Source organism: Antiquaquibacter metalliresistens, assembly GCF_029211225.1.
Lineage (GTDB): Bacteria > Actinomycetota > Actinomycetes > Actinomycetales > Microbacteriaceae > Rhodoglobus > Rhodoglobus metalliresistens.
Genome location: NZ_JARGEM010000001.1, coordinates 1 through 15,838, shown reverse-complemented (window position 1 = coordinate 15,838; position 15,838 = coordinate 1). Strand labels below are relative to the sequence as shown.

15 protein-coding genes and 1 tRNA gene are annotated in these 15,838 nt (G+C 70.2%); 14 read left to right on the top strand and 2 right to left on the bottom strand.

Going from position 1 to position 15,838, the window contains the following annotated elements; all coding sequences use genetic code 11:
• Positions 1 to 2: 2 nt before the first annotated feature.
• On the bottom strand, positions 3 to 149 hold the full coding sequence (locus tag PYV02_RS00080) for a hypothetical protein (protein ID WP_275754922.1): 147 nt from the start codon (positions 147 to 149) through the stop codon (positions 3 to 5).
• A gap of 125 nt (positions 150 to 274) precedes the next feature.
• Here PYV02_RS00080 and PYV02_RS00075 point away from each other — a divergent pair, with 125 nt between their 5' ends.
• From PYV02_RS00075 to PYV02_RS00035, 9 genes are all read left to right on the top strand, one after another.
• Complete coding sequence (locus PYV02_RS00075; RefSeq protein WP_275754920.1) at positions 275 to 2,752, top strand: ATP-dependent Clp protease ATP-binding subunit; 2,478 nt, start codon at positions 275 to 277, stop codon at positions 2,750 to 2,752.
• 81 nt (positions 2,753 to 2,833) lie between these two features.
• Positions 2,834 to 3,655, top strand: a complete 822-nt coding sequence (locus tag PYV02_RS00070) for a DUF2207 domain-containing protein (protein ID WP_275754918.1) — start codon at positions 2,834 to 2,836, stop codon at positions 3,653 to 3,655.
• Between the two features lie 9 nt (positions 3,656 to 3,664).
• A complete protein-coding gene (locus PYV02_RS00065) occupies positions 3,665 to 4,165 on the top strand; it encodes an amino-acid N-acetyltransferase (RefSeq protein ID WP_275754916.1) in 501 nt (166 codons plus the stop codon).
• Positions 4,162 to 4,929 (top strand): LLM class flavin-dependent oxidoreductase, encoded by a 768-nt coding sequence (locus tag PYV02_RS00060; RefSeq protein ID WP_275754914.1) that lies wholly within the window; start codon positions 4,162 to 4,164, stop codon positions 4,927 to 4,929. Before PYV02_RS00065 ends, PYV02_RS00060 begins: the two co-directional genes overlap by 4 nt.
• 68 nt (positions 4,930 to 4,997) lie before the next feature.
• Positions 4,998 to 5,618: a hypothetical protein gene (locus PYV02_RS00055; protein ID WP_275754912.1), complete on the top strand. Its 621-nt coding sequence runs from the start codon at positions 4,998 to 5,000 to the stop codon at positions 5,616 to 5,618.
• Positions 5,618 to 6,016 carry an SseB family protein gene (locus tag PYV02_RS00050; RefSeq protein WP_275754910.1) on the top strand — a complete coding sequence of 133 codons (399 nt, stop codon included), beginning with the start codon at positions 5,618 to 5,620 and terminating at the stop codon, positions 6,014 to 6,016. The genes PYV02_RS00055 and PYV02_RS00050 overlap by 1 nt, the downstream gene beginning before the upstream one ends.
• A gap of 57 nt (positions 6,017 to 6,073) precedes the next feature.
• Entirely contained in the window at positions 6,074 to 7,546 is a 1,473-nt protein-coding gene (locus PYV02_RS00045; RefSeq protein WP_275754907.1) for an MFS transporter, read from the top strand.
• A 15-nt stretch (positions 7,547 to 7,561) separates the two neighbouring features.
• Positions 7,562 to 8,452 carry an aminotransferase class IV gene (locus tag PYV02_RS00040; protein WP_275754905.1) on the top strand — a complete coding sequence of 297 codons (891 nt, stop codon included), beginning with the start codon at positions 7,562 to 7,564 and terminating at the stop codon, positions 8,450 to 8,452.
• Positions 8,453 to 8,503: 51 nt separating this feature from the next.
• A complete protein-coding gene (locus PYV02_RS00035) occupies positions 8,504 to 9,571 on the top strand; it encodes a DUF2510 domain-containing protein (RefSeq protein ID WP_275754903.1) in 1,068 nt (355 codons plus the stop codon).
• Between the two features lie 35 nt (positions 9,572 to 9,606).
• On the opposite strand, the gene radA is transcribed toward PYV02_RS00035, so the two are convergent.
• Complete coding sequence (gene radA, locus PYV02_RS00030; protein WP_275754902.1) at positions 9,607 to 10,947, bottom strand: DNA repair protein RadA; 1,341 nt, start codon at positions 10,945 to 10,947, stop codon at positions 9,607 to 9,609.
• 93 nt (positions 10,948 to 11,040) lie between these two features.
• Between radA and PYV02_RS00025 the strand changes: the two genes are divergently transcribed.
• From PYV02_RS00025 to PYV02_RS00005, 5 genes are all read left to right on the top strand, one after another.
• Positions 11,041 to 12,309: a sensor histidine kinase gene (locus tag PYV02_RS00025; protein ID WP_275754900.1), complete on the top strand. Its 1,269-nt coding sequence runs from the start codon at positions 11,041 to 11,043 to the stop codon at positions 12,307 to 12,309.
• Positions 12,306 to 12,965 (top strand): response regulator, encoded by a 660-nt coding sequence (locus PYV02_RS00020; RefSeq protein ID WP_275754898.1) that lies wholly within the window; start codon positions 12,306 to 12,308, stop codon positions 12,963 to 12,965. The genes PYV02_RS00025 and PYV02_RS00020 overlap by 4 nt, the downstream gene beginning before the upstream one ends.
• 104 nt (positions 12,966 to 13,069) lie before the next feature.
• Entirely contained in the window at positions 13,070 to 13,990 is a 921-nt protein-coding gene (locus PYV02_RS00015) for an ABC transporter ATP-binding protein (RefSeq protein ID WP_275754896.1), read from the top strand.
• Positions 13,990 to 15,090: an ABC transporter permease gene (locus tag PYV02_RS00010; RefSeq protein ID WP_275754894.1), complete on the top strand. Its 1,101-nt coding sequence runs from the start codon at positions 13,990 to 13,992 to the stop codon at positions 15,088 to 15,090. The genes PYV02_RS00015 and PYV02_RS00010 overlap by 1 nt, the downstream gene beginning before the upstream one ends.
• A gap of 42 nt (positions 15,091 to 15,132) precedes the next feature.
• Positions 15,133 to 15,222 (top strand) — tRNA-Ser (locus PYV02_RS00005).
• Positions 15,223 to 15,838: the final 616 nt, after the last annotated feature.

Sequence of the window (15,838 nt, the reverse complement as noted above, 5' to 3'; positions counted from 1 at the left end):
CCTCAGCGGCCGAGTTGCAGGATGAACAGGATCGTCGACGCCCCGACCGTGAGCAGCACGAGCCCGATGATGACGATCCAGGCGATCGCCTTCATGTTGCGCAGTCGTCCCAGGAAGCCGACCGGGCGGTCGTCATCGTCATCGCTCATGAAGGCGAGCCTAGCGGCGCGTGCGCTCGCCCTCACGCCCACGGCGAACACCGGCCACGCGGCCGTCCCTGGTGGCTAGTCTCTCTATATCGGCGCCTCCTGCCCGGCGTCGGGGAGAGTGACTGATGTTCGAAAGATTTACCGACCGCGCCCGTCGTGTCGTCGTCCTGGCCCAAGAAGAGGCCAAGATGCTCAACCACAACTACATCGGCACCGAGCACATCCTGCTCGGCCTCATCCACGAGGGTGAGGGCGTCGCAGCCAAGGCACTGGAGTCCCTTGGCATCTCGCTCGACGCCGTGCGCGAGCAGGTGCAGGACATCATCGGCCAGGGCCAGCAGCAGCCGACGGGCCACATCCCGTTCACGCCACGCGCCAAGAAGGTGCTCGAGCTGTCCCTGCGCGAGGCGCTGCAGCTCGGCCACAACTACATCGGCACGGAGCACATCCTGCTCGGTCTCATCCGCGAGGGCGAGGGCGTGGCAGCGCAGGTGCTCGTCAAGCTCGGCGCCGACCTCAACCGCGTGCGCCAGCAGGTCATCCAGCTGCTCTCCGGATACCAGGGCAAGGAAGCGGTCGCCGTCGGCGGCAACGACCAGGCCCCCGACAAGGGCAGCCAGATCCTCGACCAGTTCGGCCGCAACTTCACGCAGGCCGCGCGCGAGGGCAAGCTCGACCCGGTGATCGGGCGCGAGAAGGAGATGGAGCGGGTCATGCAGATCCTCTCCCGCCGCTCCAAGAACAACCCCGTGCTGATCGGCGAGCCCGGCGTCGGCAAGACCGCCGTCGTCGAGGGGCTCGCCCAGGCGATCGCGCGCGGCGACGTGCCCGAGACGCTCAAGGACAAGCAGCTCTACTCGCTCGACCTCGGCAGCCTCATCGCCGGCAGCCGCTACCGCGGCGACTTCGAGGAGCGCCTCAAGAAGGTGACCAAGGAGATCCGCACGCGCGGCGACATCATCACCTTCATCGACGAGATCCACACCCTCGTCGGTGCGGGTGCCGCCGAGGGCGCGATCGATGCGGCGAGCATCCTCAAGCCGCTCCTGGCCCGTGGCGAGCTGCAGACCATCGGTGCGACCACGCTCGACGAGTACCGCAAGCACTTCGAGAAGGATGCCGCGCTCGAGCGCCGCTTCCAGCCCGTGCAGGTGCACGAGCCCTCGTTGCCGCACACCATCAACATCCTCAAGGGGCTGCGCGACAAGTACGAGTCCTTCCACAAGGTCTCGATCACCGACGGCGCGATCGTCGCCGCCGCGAACCTCGCCGACCGCTACGTGGCCGACCGCTTCCTGCCCGACAAGGCGATCGACCTGATCGACGAGGCGGGCGCACGCCTGCGGCTGTCGATCCTCTCGGCCCCGCCGGAGCTGCGCGAGTTCGACGACAAGATCGCCGCCGTGCGCGCCCAGAAGGAGGGCGCGATCGAGGACCAGGACTTCGAGAAGGCCGCGTCCCTGCGCGACGAGGAGAAGAAGCTGCTCGGCGAGCGGCTGCGCCTCGAGAAGCAGTGGAAGTCGGGTGACGTCGGCGCCAGCGGCACGGTGGATGAGGGACTCATCGCCGAGGTGCTGGCTGCAGCCACGGGCATCCCGGTCTTCAAGCTCACCGAGGAGGAGTCGAGCCGGCTCATCTTCATGGAGAAGGCCCTGCACGAGCGCGTCATCGGTCAGGAGGAGGCGATCAGTGTGCTCGCCAAGACCATCCGCCGCACGCGTGCGGGACTGAAGGACCCGAAGCGGCCCTCGGGCTCGTTCATCTTCGCCGGCCCCACGGGTGTCGGTAAGACCGAGCTCGCCAAGGCGCTCGCCGAGTTCCTCTTCGACGACGAGAACGCACTGATCGCGCTCGACATGAGCGAGTACGGCGAGAAGCACACCGTCTCGCGGCTGTTCGGTGCCCCTCCCGGGTTCGTCGGCTTCGAGGAGGGCGGCCAGCTCACCGAGAAGGTGCGGCGCAAGCCGTTCAGCGTGGTGCTGTTCGATGAGATCGAGAAGGCGCACCCGGACATCTTCAACTCGCTCCTGCAGATTCTGGAGGAGGGACGCCTGACGGATGGCCAGGGTCGCGTGGTCGACTTCAAGAACACCGTGATCATCATGACCACCAACCTGGGCACGAAGGACATCACGGGTGGCCCGGTCGGCTTCCAGATCGAGGGCGACACCGCCACGAGCTACGACCGCATGCGCGGCAAGGTCGTCGAGGAGCTGAAGAAGCACTTCAAGCCCGAGTTCCTCAACCGTGTTGACGAGACCATCGTCTTCCCGCAGCTCACGCAGGACGAACTGCTCCAGATCGTGGACCTGTTCATCAAGCGCCTGAGCGACCGGATGATGGACCGCGACCTGACCGTGGAGCTCACGGTGCCGGCCAAGGCCCAGCTCATCAAGGTGGGATGGGACCCGGCGCTCGGCGCCCGGCCGCTGCGCCGCGCGGTGCAGCACGAGGTGGAGGACGCGCTGAGCGAGAAGATCCTGCACGGCGAGCTCAACGCGGGCGACCACGTGCACGTCGACTACGCGGACGGCGAGTTCGTCTTCACCACCTCGCGGCAGCCCGGCCTGCCCGAGAAGGAGCCGGAGGCCGTCGAGGCGTAATCCGCCGATCGCCCTGTACCGGTGATCGGGCCGGTCGAGATCTGATCTCGACACGGCTCGATCACCGGTATTTTTGTGCCCATGCTCCCCCGCCCCGACCGCATCATCGTGCCGCAGTACACGGCCCCGAAGAACCTCAGCCTCATCGCCGCCGCCGAGCTTCTGGGCGACGGCAAGCGCGCCGCCGCCGCCCAGGTGATCGATCTCGCCGTGCGCAAGGTGATCGCGATCAGCCGTCGGAAGAAGGGCTTCACGCTCACGCTGCAGGGGGAGGGCGCAGGCGCCGATGAGCAGGAGTTCCTGCAGCACCTGTTCGCGAACGATGCCGCGAGCGTGCGCCTGGCGCGGGGGCGCAACCGCGAGCTCGGGCAGCGGCTGCGCACGGTGCAGCGCGACGCGGTCGCACGGCTCGTGGCATCCGGGCTCGCGGGGCAGGTGCCGTTCTGGCGCAAGCTGCTGACCCCGTGGCGCAAGCAGCCGGTGGAGCCGACCGCGCTCGCGGCGCCGATCGTCGATCATCTGTGGGGCATCCACGACTACGTGCGCCTCGCGGAGCAGGAGCGGTTCCGGGTGCTGCAATCCCCGGACGGCGCGCTGCGCAACGAGCTCGAGGTGCTGCAGCTCAACGAGAAGCTGCTGCCCTACGCGGTGCTGTTCGGGCTCGAGAAGCAGTGGATGCGCGAACTCGACCTCGAGTACCGCAACCTGCCCGCGGAGTTCACCGAGCAGCTGGGCGATCTGCTCCTGATCGTCGAGGTGGCCGGGCAGGGACTGGAGCTGGTCGGCGCGGTCGCCGAGATCGCGACGCTCGTGGATGCCACGGACGCCCTCGAGGGCGTCGGCGCCGTCTTCGGCGGCATCGGCGAGGCGCTCTCGAACCTGGAACTGCCCGACCTCGGCTAGCGTGGGCAGGTGAGTTTCACCGTCCGGCCCGCGCGAACCAGCGATGTGCCCGCCATCCAAGCCCTCATCGAACCGCTCGTGCAGCGTCGCATCCTGTTGGGCAAAGACCGGGTGGTCTTCTACGAGGCACTGCAGGAGTTCCGCGTCGCGGAGGACGACGGCGGTCGCCTGATCGGGTGCGGCGCGCTGCACGTGATCTGGGACGACCTCGCCGAGGTGCGCACCCTCGCCGTCGAGGAGTCATGGCTGCGCAAGGGAGTCGGTCACGCCCTGCTCGAGCGCATCGAGGACGACGCGCGGGAGCTCGGCGTGACGAAGCTGTTCTGCCTCACCTTCGAGACCGGCTTCTTCGGCCGTCACGGCTTCGAGCCGATCGGCGAGGAGCTCGTCTCGCCCGATGTCTTCGCACAACTCGCATTGTCGCCCGACGAGGGCGTCGCCGAGTTCCTCGACCTGGCCAGGGTCAAGCCCAACACCCTCGGCAACACCCGGATGCTGAAGCGCCTATGAGCGTCTCGATCGGTCTCGTCGGCTCCACCGATCACGCCGTGCTGCGCGAGCTGGCCCCGCGCATCGAGGCGGCCGGCTTCGCCGCGCTCTGGCTGAACGAGAGCGGCGGCGCGGACTCGCTCGGTGGGTTGGCGGTGGCCGCCGAGGTGACGACCATGCTCGGGCTCGGCAGCGGCGTCATCCCGCTCGATCGCCGCGACGCCGCGCAGGTCGCGGCCTCCGTTCTCGCGCTCGGCCTTCCGCAGCATCGCCTCTCGGTCGGCGTCGGCTCGGGCGGCCCGCACGACGCGCTGCGCCGGGTCGGCGACGCCGTCGACCGCCTGCACGCCGACCTCACCGCGCCCGTCTTCGTCGGTGCGCTCGGACCGCGGATGCGACGGCTGGGCGCCGAACGCGCCGACGGCATCCTGCTCAACTGGCTCGACCCGGCATCCGCGGCAGCGGCGACCGCGCAGTTGCGGGCGGATTCCGGCGGCGCGCCGCGACGCAGCGTGCTCTACGTGCGCACCGCGCTCGACGACGCCGCGCGCCCGGCGCTCGAGGCCGAGGCGGATCGCTACGGCCGCATCCCCTCGTACGCCGCGAATCTCGCGTTGCTCGGCATCGCCCCGATGGACACCACGATCGACGGTATCGCCTCACTCGCGCCGCGGCTGGCCGAGTTCTCGGCCGCAGTCGACGAGGTGGTACTGCGGGTCGTGACGGCCGGCTCGTCGAGGGCCGAGCTGCTCGCCTTCGTGGATGCCGCGGTCGCCGCACTCTGAGGCTGCCGGTTCGCCGCGTTCTGGCGTGCCCTGCCGCGGCCTGACGCACCCGCGCTTACCCTGTTCGCATGTCGACGTTCCGCAATCCCGTCGGCCCGCAGCCGAGCCGGGTGTATTGGCGCCGCCGCCTGCTGGTGCTCATCGGGCTGGTCGCGGTCATCGCGATCATCGTGCTCATCGTCGTGCAGCCCCGAGGCGGAGCGCAGCCGGGGCCGAATCCGACTCCCTCGTCATCGCCGAGTGGGCAGTCGACCTCCACCGGCAATCCCACCGACGCCGCGGATGCCGAGGCGTGCGACCCCGCGAAGGTCACGCTCACGCCGGTCACCGATTCCAACAGCTATGACGCCGGCGTCAATCCGGTGCTGTCGTTCACCCTCAAGAGCACGATGACCGTGCCGTGCACGGTCGCGGCAGGCTCGGACGTGCAGGAGTTCACGATCACCAGCGGTGACGAGCTCATCTGGTCGTCCCGCGACTGCCAGACCGACGAGGTCGCCGCGGTCGTCACCCTGATGCCGGGTGTTCCCAAACAGGGTCCGTCACTGACCTGGGATCGCACTCGGTCGTCCACCGACACCTGCAACAGCGAGCGGGCACCCGTCACCGCCGAAGGGGCCAGCTACCACCTGGGCGTGAAGGTGGGCGAACTCACGTCGGCCGAGACCCGGCAGTTCCTGCTCTACTGATGGCCAAGAAGATCCAGGCGGATGACGCGGAGTTCCGCTCCGAGGCGCTCGCGAGCGCGCTCGAGGCGCAAGACACCGCGGCGGTCGCGTTTGCGCTGCGCAACGACCGGGTGGTCGTGCCCATGCTGCCGGTGGAGGGACCCCCGCAGGTGCGGGTGTTCCGCCGGGGGGACGCCGACAAGTACATGCTGCTGCTCTTCTCGTCGGCGGAGAACTACGTACGCATGGTTCCGCAGGAGAGCGACCACCGGGTGCTCACCTATGGTCCCGAGGGTCTGCGCGAGTTCCTCGAGCAGAACCTCGGCGTGCTCGAGGCGGTGTGGTTCGACGTGGCCGGGCCGCACGCGATGCAGGCGACCCCGCAGGACGTGCTCGACGCGCTGACCCTCGAGGCCTGAGCGCTCTCGCAGTCCGCCCCGGTCGGCGCATCCGTGCTCGCGGAGTATGGTGAAAGTGTGACAGACGAGGGCGACTCCGATTCGGAGCCCCTCACCTCCCGTCAGCGCAAGGCGCTGACGCGCATCTCGAGTGACAGGGCGCGCATCGCCGCCCTCGCCGCGGCCGGCCTCGTGGTGTCGTTCATGCAGACCGTGATCACGCCGATCATCCCGCACCTGCCCGAGTACCTGCACACCACCCCCGCCGATGCCTCCTGGGCGCTCACCGCGACCCTGCTCGCCGCGACCATCTTCACCCCGATCAGCGGGCGCCTCGGCGACATGTACGGCAAGCGGCGCGTGCTCGTCGCGATCCTGGTGCTGGTGGCGATCGGCAACGTGATCGCCGCGTTCTCGAACGACCTCATCCCGATGATCGTCGCGCGTGCCCTGCAGGGCGCCGGCCTCGGTGCCATCGCGCTCGGCATCAGCATCATGCGCGACGTGCTGCACCCGAAGCGACTCGGCGGCGCCGTGGCGCTGATGAGCGCGACCCTCGGGGTCGGCGGCGCGGTCGGGCTCCCGTTCGCCGCGGTCATCGCGCAGAACTTCGACTGGCACCTGCTGTTCTGGCTGGGGGCGGTGCTCTCGGGGGCGATCATCGTGGTGGTGCTGCGCGTCATCCCGGTGAGCACGTTGCGGTCGGGTGGCCGATTCGACTTCATCGGCGCGCTCGGGCTCGCCGTGGGGCTCGTCGGCATCCTGCTAGCCATCTCCAAGGGGGATGAGTGGGGCTGGCTCAGTCCGGTGACCCTCGCCCTGGCGGTCGGCGGCATCGTGGTGCTCGTCGCGTGGGCGACCTACGAGCGGCGCGTCACCGACCCGCTCGTCGACCTGCGGGTCGCCGCGCGCAGGCCGGTGCTGCTGACCAACCTCGCGTCGATCGCCGTGGGCTTCTCGTTCTTCGTCGTCACCGGGTCGCTGCCGATCGTGCTCGAGGCGCCGGTCACCACCCCGGCCGGCCTCGGCCTCGACCTGGTGACCGCGAGCCTGTGCCTCATGCCCCTCGGCCTGGTGATGTTCGCGATCTCGCCGCTGGCCGCCCGTCTCACCGCCGCGCGCGGACCGCGCACGAGTCTGCTCATCGGCATCGCGGTGATCGCGGCGGGTTTCGCGCTCGGCATCGTGCTGCTCGACGAGATCTGGCACGTCGTGCTGATCTCGACGATCACCGGCATCGGCATCGGCCTGAGTTACGCCGCCATGCCGACCCTGATCATGCGCGCGGTGCCGGCCACCGAGACCGCGGCGGCGAACGGCCTGAACGCCGTGATGCGCACGCTGGGCTCGAGCCTGTCGGCGACGCTGGTGGGGGTCATCCTCGCCGCCAACCACGTCACGGTCGCCGGGGTCGCGAGTCCCAGCAGGGAGGCCTTCGCCTGGGTGTTCGTGATGGGGGTCGGCGTGACGGCCGCGGGATTCGTGCTCGCGTTCTTCATTCCGCGTCGCTGGACCGGCATGGCCACGGCCAGCATCCCCGTGCAGGACTGAGGGAGAATGGGCGCCATGTCCAGCCAGGTTCTCGTCATGCTCAATCAGCCCTCGTTGGATGCCCCGGCCCATGACCCCGCGGCCGCGCCGTGGCGCCTCGCCGACCCCGCCGCACCGCAGCTGAGCGTGCTCGACCTGGGTGCCACTCGCGGGGATGGCATCTTCGAGACCCTGAGCATCGGCTTCGGCAAGCCCCAGGCCTTCGACCACCACCTGCGCCGGTTCGCCGCATCCGCCGCCGCGCTCGACCTGCCGGCACCGGATGCCTCGGCCTGGCGCGCCGCGATCCTGGCCGCCGCGGCCGAACTCGACCCGGCCGAGGAGGCCTGGGCGAAAGCGGTCATGACCCGCGGCGTGGAGGGCGATGGCCGCCCCACCGGCTGGGTCTATGCCACCCACTCCGCGGACTTCACGCGCGAGCGCACCGAGGGCGTCACGGTCGTGCTGCTCGACCGCGGCTACCGCCACGACGTGGAGTCCACCTCGCCGTGGCTGCTCACCGGCGCCAAGACGCTGAGCTACGCGATCAACCGCGCGGTCGCCCGCGAGGCGGCACGGCGCGGGGCGCAGGACGTGGTCTTCGTCTCCAGCGACGGCTACCTGCTCGAGGGCCCGACCTCGACGCTGGTGTACCGCCGCGGCGACACGCTGTTCTCGCCGGGCACGGGGCTGGGCATCCTCGACGGCACGACGCTCGCGAACGTGTTCCGATTCGCGGGCGAACGCGGCCTGTCGACCGGGTTCGAACTCGGCACCCCCGATTCGCTGCGCTCGGCGGATGCCGCGTGGCTGGTCTCCAGCGTGCGCCTGGCCGCACCCATCCGCTCCGTCGACGGCGCCCCGCTCGGCAGCGACCCGGAGTTCACCGCCGCGCTGAACTCCTGGTTGCGCGTGCTCGCGGAATAGTGCCGGTAGAACCGACTTTCTATCCTCTTCTGCGGCCAGTACGCTGAACTGGTGGAGGACAACAAGTTCGGCGTGCCTGCGGGGTGGTATCCAGACCCCCTCGGGCTCCCACAGCTGCGCTGGTGGGACTCCCAGGCATGGACCGAGCACACCTCCGAGGCGCGTGCGCCGATCGTGATCCAGCAGCCGGCGACGCAGTTCGCGTACGCCGACGACGACCTTCCCTCGCGCCGGGAACAGCGCGAGCGCGAGCGCGCCCAGCACAGCGCCGAGCCGTTCGAGGCGGCCCTGCCCGACACGCTCGAGACCGAGACCGACTCCGTCGACGACGAGCTGAGCGCGCAGCCGCTGCTGGCCATGACCCTGCGCGAGCTCGAGCCGCCGCCCGCGGACGCGGTGGACGAGGGTGCGCCGGGCCCGAAGCGCGCGAGCGCCCACACGAACGCTGCGCCCGCGGCATCCACGCTCTCCGCGCTCGCCGAGGAGCTGGCGCCGGAGCGCGAGATCAAGCAGATGCGCACCTACACGGGCGCGGTGTGGCTCATGGCGGCGTTGCCGCTACTGCAGGTGATCGTCAGCATCGCCCTGATCGTCGGCGGTCTCGGTCACAACCTGCCGCTGCTGCTCGTGGTGTGGATCGGGCCGTACGTGCTGGTGCTCGGCATGGCCGCGTACGACAAGCTCGTGCTGCAGACCTGGGGTCACCGCAACCCGGCGAGCCCGTGGTGGGCGCTGCTCGGGCAGCCCGGCTACCTCGTGGCCCGCGCCCTGCGCAGCTACGGCGAGACCGGCAAGGGCTTCGCGCCGCTCATCGTCTGGGCCTCCAGCCTGCTCGGCGTGCTCGTGGGCGTGCTCGTGCTGCCGGGCCTGCTGCTGTCGGTGCTGCCGCAGACCTTCTCCGACGAGATCGAGCAGTCGGTATCGGCGGATGCCGCGGCGTTCGGCGCGGACCTCACCGTCGAGTGCCCCGCCCCGCCGTTGCTGGTCGGGGAATCGATCACCTGCCGCGCGACCAAGGTCGACGGTGCCACGGACTCCATCTCGGTGAGCCTCCAGCGCGAGAACGGCTGGATCGCCTGGCGCGTGGAGGACTGGGGCAGCTGGGTGCTCTCCGACTAGAAGCGCCGACGAGAAGCGCCGACGAGAAGCGCCGACTAGAAGTCGGGGGCGTCGACGCGATCGCGGTCGGCGTGCTGGAAGGCGAGCCGCATCGCCTCGCGCAGGTGCACGGCATCCGAGTCGAGCACGGTCGAGAACCCGAGCCGTTTCGCCTCGGCGATGCGCTGCTTCGCGGATGACGCGTGCCGGATCTCCCCGGCGAGGCTGATCTCCCCGATCGCCGCGAGGGTCACGGGCAGGGCGGCATCCCGCTGGGCGCTCGCGAGGGCCAGCGCGATCGCGAGGTCCGCGCCCGGCTCGGTGAGGCGGATGCCGCCGACGGTCGAGACGTAGACGTCGACATCCGAGAGCTTCAGGCCCGCCCGCCGCTCGAGCACCGCGAGCAGCATCGCCACGCGCGAGGAGTCCACGCCGTTGACCACCCGGCGCGGCTGCGGCGCCTGCGTCTTGACGATGAGCGCCTGCACCTCCACCGGCAGCGCGCGCCGGCCCTCGACGGCGACGGTGACGCACGTGCCGCTGGTCGGGGTGCGCGAGCGGGAGAGGAACAGCCCGGAGGGGTCGGCGACCTCCGCGATGCCGTCGCCGGTCATCTCGAAGCAGCCGACCTCGTCGGTGGGGCCGAAGCGGTTCTTGTGGGCGCGCACGAAGCGCAGCGCGGTCTGGCGGTCGCCCTCGAACTGCAGCACGACATCCACGAGGTGTTCGAGCAGTCGGGGGCCGGCGATCGAGCCGTCTTTGGTCACGTGGCCCACGAGTAGCACCGGCAGGTTGCGGTCTTTGCTGACGCGGATGAGGGTGGACGCCACCTCCCGCACCTGCGAGGGGCCGCCGGCCAGGCCATCCGTGAGCCCGGATGCCACGGTCTGCACGCTGTCGACGATCACCAGTTGCGGCGACACCTGGTCGATCTGCCCGAGGATCGTGGCGAGATCGGTCTCGGCCGCGAGGAACAGGCTCGGCTGCAGCGCACCCGTGCGTTCGGCCCGCAGCCGCACCTGGCTCACCGACTCCTCGGCGCTCACGTAGAGCACGCGTTGACCGGATGCCGCGGCCCGACTGGCCACCTCCAGCAGCAGTGTCGACTTGCCCACGCCGGGTTCCCCGCTGAGCAGGATCGCCGCCCCCGGCACGATGCCCCCGCCGAGCACCCGGTCGAACTCGGCGATGCCGCTCGGCCAGTGCGCGGCGGCCTCCGCCCCGATCTCGGTGATCGCGAGCGCCCCGCGGGAGGGCACGATCGCGGTCACGCGTGCGGCGGGCGCGGTGTCGTCGACGACGGTGTTCCACTGCTGGCACTCGCCGCAACGGCCCACCCACTTCAGGCTCGTCCACCCGCACTCGGTGCAGCGGAACGTGGTGGTGGGGCGGGCCATGGGGCAACTCTAGGCGGGGCCGCCGTCACGGGGTGGGTGCACCTCCGTCTTGGGGCGGAGGTGGCATCCGCACCCGCTGTGTAGGTTGGCCTGGTGAGCGCCGACCCAGATTCCCGCGCCTGGCGGCGACCCGCGGCGGATGCCGGGCAGCGCAAGGCGGATGCTGCGATCGCCGCCGGTCTGTTCGCCTCCGCGATCCTCTCCCTCGTGCTCGGGCGGGCGATGGGACTGTGGCCCGACCCCGCCGATCCGGCGCTGAGCGCCGGGATCCTGGCCCTCATCACGCTGCCGCTCGCGTTCCGCCGGGTGGCTCCCGTGCCGGTGCTCGCCGTGACCGCGGTGGGGTTCGTGCTACTCGGCGAGCTGCGCGTGCCCGAGCTGACGATCAGTAACATCGCGCTCTTCATGGCGATCTACAGCGTCGGCGCCTGGGATCGCGACCGCACCCGCGCGAACGTCGCGCGCGGGGTGCTCGTGGTCGTCATGGGCATCTGGCTGCTCATCGGCTTCTTCCGCGCGAGCACGCAAGAGCTCGAGTTCGAGGGGCCGGGCATCGGCGTGCTGACCCCGGTCGCCGCGTACATGCTGCAGCAGGTGCTGGTGAACGTGCTCTATTTCGCGGGCGCCTGGTGGTTCGGCGACCACGCCTGGGCCTCGGCGCGCCAGCGCGCGCTGACGCAGTTGCGCACCGTGCAGCTCGAGCGCGAGCAGGCGAAGGTGGCTCGGCAGGCGATCACCATCGAGCGGCTGCGCATCGCCCGCGAGTTGCACGACGCGGTGGCGCACCACGTGTCGCTCATGGGGGTGCAGGCCGCGGCCGCGCGGGCGGTGCTCGACACCGAGCCCGAGCGGGCGCGCGATCAGCTGGAGGCGCTGGAGGCCTCGTCCCGGGCGGCGGTGAGCGAGCTGTACCAGTTGCTCGGCACGCTGCGCGACGAGGAGTCCGCGATCGAGCCGGCGACGGCATCCCTGGGGCTCGACGCGTTGCCGACGTTGATCGCGGATGCCGAGGCCGCCGGTCTGCGCGCCTCGCTCGAGCAGGTGGGTGCCCCGTTCCCCGTGCCCGCCCTCGTAGGCCTCAACCTGTACCGCATCGCCCAGGAGTCGCTCACGAACGTGCTTAAGCACGCGGGCCCCGGCACGCGCACGCGCGTGCACCTGCGCTACGGCGACGAGGCGGTCGAGCTGGAGATCACCGACGACGGCCGCGGTCGCCCAGGTCCCAAGCAACGCGGCGCTGGGCTGGGCCTGCTCGGGATGCGCGAGCGCGCGGCGACCCTCGGCGGCACCCTCGAGGCGAGCGCCCGCGCCGACTCCGGGTGGGTCGTGCGGGTCACCGTGCCGCTCGGGGCACGGGTATGAGCCGCGTGCGCGTCGTGCTCGTCGACGACCACGCCCTCATGCGGCAGGGCATCAGCACCATCTTGTCGGCGCAGGCCGACCTCGAGGTGGTGGGGGAGGCATCCAGCGGCGAGGAGGCCATCGAGGTGGTGCGCCGCACCCGGCCCGACGTCGTGTGCATGGATGTCGAGATGCCCGGCATCGGCGGACTGGAGGCGACCCGGCGGCTCGTCGCCGACCCCGAGGTGACCGCCCACGTGCTCATGCTCACGACGTTCGAGCGGGAGGACTACCTGCTCGCCGCGCTCGAGGCCGGCGCGAGCGGGTTCTTGCTGAAGAATGCGCGGCCCGAGCACCTCGTCGACGGGGTGCGGGCGATCGCGGCCGGGGAGGCGCTGCTCGCGCCCGAGCTCACCCGTGCGGTGATCGAGCGGGCCGTGGCCCGCGAGCGCACGCCGAGCACGCCCACCGGGGTGATGCCCGAGCAGCTCACCGAGCGCGAGGTGGAGGTGCTGCGGCTGATGGCGCAGGGCCTGTCGAACGACGAGATCGCCGAGCGGCTCGTCGTGGGCCGCGCGACGGTGAAGACGCACGTCTCGAACGTGCTGATGAAGCTGTCGCTGCGCGACCGAGTGCAGGCCGTCGCGTTCGCGTACCGCTCCGGCCTCGTGGAGTGACCCCCTCCGCCGCGAGGCGGAGGGGGCGGGTTCAGCCCGGCGGGGGAGGCGGCCGCCTCGCGGGGTTCGTAGCGTTGAGGCATCCATTCAATCCAGGAGGTCATATGCTCAGCGTGCGCAATCTCACGCGTAGCTTCGGCACCCGTCGCGTCGTCGACGATGTCAGTTTCGATGTGGGGCGCGGGCGCCTCACCGGGTTCGTCGGCGGCAACGGCGCGGGCAAGACGACGACGATGCGCATGATCCTGGGGGTGCTGCGTCCGGACTCCGGCGAGGTCACCCTCGATGGCGCCCCGATCGGCGAGAGCGTGCTGCACGGCTTCGGCTACATGCCGGAGGAGCGCGGCCTGTACCCGAAGATGGAGATTGGCGAGCAGCTCGCGTATCTGGCGCGACTGCACGGCATCGACAAGGCCACCGCCACGCAGCGTGCGGACGACCTGCTCGAGCGGCTGGGGCTCATCGAGCGTCGCCGCGACAAGCTCGAGGCGCTGTCGCTGGGCAACCAGCAGCGCGTGCAGGTCGCGGCGGCCCTCGTGCACGACCCCGACGTGCTCATCATGGACGAGCCATTCTCGGGCCTCGACCCGCTGGCGGTGGATGAGGTGGTCACCGTGATCGCCGAGCACGCGGCCCGCGGGGTGCCGGTGCTGTTCTCGTCGCACCAGCTGGATGTCGTCGAGCGGCTCTGCGACGACGTCGTGATCATCGCCGGCGGCCAGGTGCGCGCCTCCGGCGAGCGGGAGGCGCTGCGGGCGCAGTACTCGGGCAATCGTTGGTCGATCGAGACGAGCGGGGATGCGGGCTGGGTGCGTGGCATCCCGGGCGTCACCGTCGCGGAGCTCGCCGGCACCACGGTGCTCTTCGAGGCGGAGCCCGCCGCGGCCGACGCGGTGCTGCGCGCCGCGGTGGAACGCGGCACGGTGTCGAGCTTCCGGCCGGTGCGGCCGACGCTCGGCGAGATCTTCAGGGACATCGTGGTGGACGCCACGGAGCACGACAACGCGAAGGGGGCGGCAGCCTGATGAGCACGAACACGAAGACCGAGCGTCTGAGCACTTGGGGTGCGACGCTGCTGGTGGCCGAGCGCGAGATCCTCTCGCAGGTGCGCTCGAAGGCGTTCATCATCTCGACCGGCATCACGCTCGCGCTGGTGATCGGCGGCATCATCCTCTCGAGCGTGCTCGGGGGACGCACCGAGGCGACGCCGATCGCGGTCGTCGGGTCGGTGCCCGCGGCGGTCGCCGGCTCCGAGCTGGTAGAGGTCACCGAGGTGGCCGACCGCGACGAGGCGGAGGGGATGATCCGTTCCGGCGATGTCGAGGCGGCGCTCGTGCCCGACGACAGCCCGGTCGGGTTCATGGTGGTCGCGCTCGACGAGGCTCCGGACGCGCTCATGGCGGCGCTCTCGGTGAGCCCGCAGCTCGAACTGCTCGACCCAGCGCAGACGGCGCCGGGCCTGCGCTTCCTCATCGGTCTGGCCTTCGGCCTGGTGTTCATGCTCGCCGTGCTCGGTTCGGGCGCGACGATCATGCAGAACACGGTGCAAGAGAAGCAGTCCCGGGTCGTTGAGATCCTGCTCGCGGCGGTGCCCGCCCGGGCGCTGTTGGCCGGCAAGATCCTCGGCAACTCGGTGATCGGGGTGGGCACCGCGGCGGCGATCGCCGCTGCCGCCGCGCTGGGCCTGGCGATCACCGGTCAGAGCGAACTGCTCGATCTGCTGTCGGCACCGCTGATCTGGTTCGTGGTGTTCTTCATCTTCGGCTTCGTGCTGGTGGCGAGCGTCTTCGCCGCCGGGGCCGCCCTGGTCTCGCGGCAGGAGGACACCGGCGCCGTGATGACGCCGGCGATGATGCTCGTGATGATCCCGTATTTCGGGGTGGTCTTCTTCGGCGACAACCCGCTGATCTTGACGATCCTGTCGTACGTGCCCTTCAGTGCCCCGGTCGGGATGCCCGTGCGCCTGTTCTTCGGAGAGGCCCAGTGGTGGGAGCCCCTCATCTCCCTCGCCCTGCTCGTGGCCTCCACCGCAGTCGTGGTGCTCATCGCCAGCAAGATCTACAGCAACTCCCTGCTGCGCATGGGCGCCCGAGTCTCCCTCCGCGAGGCCCTGAAGGCAACCTAACCGCCGCGCCCCACGCCGCCGGGGTGTACTAAACTCTCTCCCGGTACCGTGTCCGAGCGGCCGAAGGTGCAACTCTCGAAAAGTTGTGTGGGTGAAAGCCCACCGTGGGTTCAAATCCCACCGGTACCGCCAAATGAATCAAGTCCGTCCCTTCAGGGGCGGACTTGATTCATTTGTGGCACTGGTGTCGCCTTGAACGCTCAGGGGTCCCCGCCGCGCCGGTTCCGACGAGCCGCGTAGCGGCTTGGCGGCCGTGCCGGTGGGGCGTCAAATCCCACCGGTACCGCCATCGAATTCAAGTCCGTCCCACCGGGGCGGGCTTGTTTTCGTTTGTGGCAGTGGTGTCGCTTCGAACCCTCAGGGCCCCCGCTGAGCAGTCCGGACCATCGCGCCCTCTCAGAGGTCTCGCCGACGCGTGACCGCGCGGTGGGCAGGCGGCTCAGTAGGGGCGTCAGATCCCACCGGTACGGCTAACGAAAACAAGTTCGTCCCACCGGGGCGGACTTGTTCCCCTTTTCTGGAAGTGATGTCGCTTTGAACGCTCAGCGCCCCCGCTGACCCGGGGGCCGCGTGTAGTTCAACCGAGGTACTGGGAACCAATCAGCGCCACAACCACTGAACCGCGGGATCTGGGTGACGTCCCGCTGAGTGGTGGAGTTTCTGGACACCGTGCGAGATCTAGCTGAGTTGATTATGCCGCGGTCAGTTCCGGGATCGCCACCTCCTCGTGTTCGGTGAGCAGCTTCAT

Bases quoted from the DNA above. Each gene is read 5' to 3' on its own strand.
- PYV02_RS00070 (WP_275754918.1), top strand. From the start codon at position 2,834: ATGCTCCCCCGCCCCGACCGCATCATCGTGCCGCAGTACACGGCCCCG.
- PYV02_RS00010 (WP_275754894.1), top strand. From the start codon at position 13,990: ATGAGCACGAACACGAAGACCGAGCGTCTGAGCACTTGGGGTGCGACG.
- PYV02_RS00015 (WP_275754896.1), top strand. From the start codon at position 13,070: ATGCTCAGCGTGCGCAATCTCACGCGTAGCTTCGGCACCCGTCGCGTC.
- radA (WP_275754902.1), bottom strand. From the start codon at position 10,947: ATGGCCCGCCCCACCACCACGTTCCGCTGCACCGAGTGCGGGTGGACG.
- PYV02_RS00075 (WP_275754920.1), top strand. From the start codon at position 275: ATGTTCGAAAGATTTACCGACCGCGCCCGTCGTGTCGTCGTCCTGGCC.
- PYV02_RS00080 (WP_275754922.1), bottom strand. From the start codon at position 149: ATGAGCGATGACGATGACGACCGCCCGGTCGGCTTCCTGGGACGACTG.
- PYV02_RS00040 (WP_275754905.1), top strand. From the start codon at position 7,562: ATGTCCAGCCAGGTTCTCGTCATGCTCAATCAGCCCTCGTTGGATGCC.
- PYV02_RS00055 (WP_275754912.1), top strand. From the start codon at position 4,998: ATGTCGACGTTCCGCAATCCCGTCGGCCCGCAGCCGAGCCGGGTGTAT.
- PYV02_RS00050 (WP_275754910.1), top strand. From the start codon at position 5,618: ATGGCCAAGAAGATCCAGGCGGATGACGCGGAGTTCCGCTCCGAGGCG.
- PYV02_RS00060 (WP_275754914.1), top strand. From the start codon at position 4,162: ATGAGCGTCTCGATCGGTCTCGTCGGCTCCACCGATCACGCCGTGCTG.
- PYV02_RS00020 (WP_275754898.1), top strand. From the start codon at position 12,306: ATGAGCCGCGTGCGCGTCGTGCTCGTCGACGACCACGCCCTCATGCGG.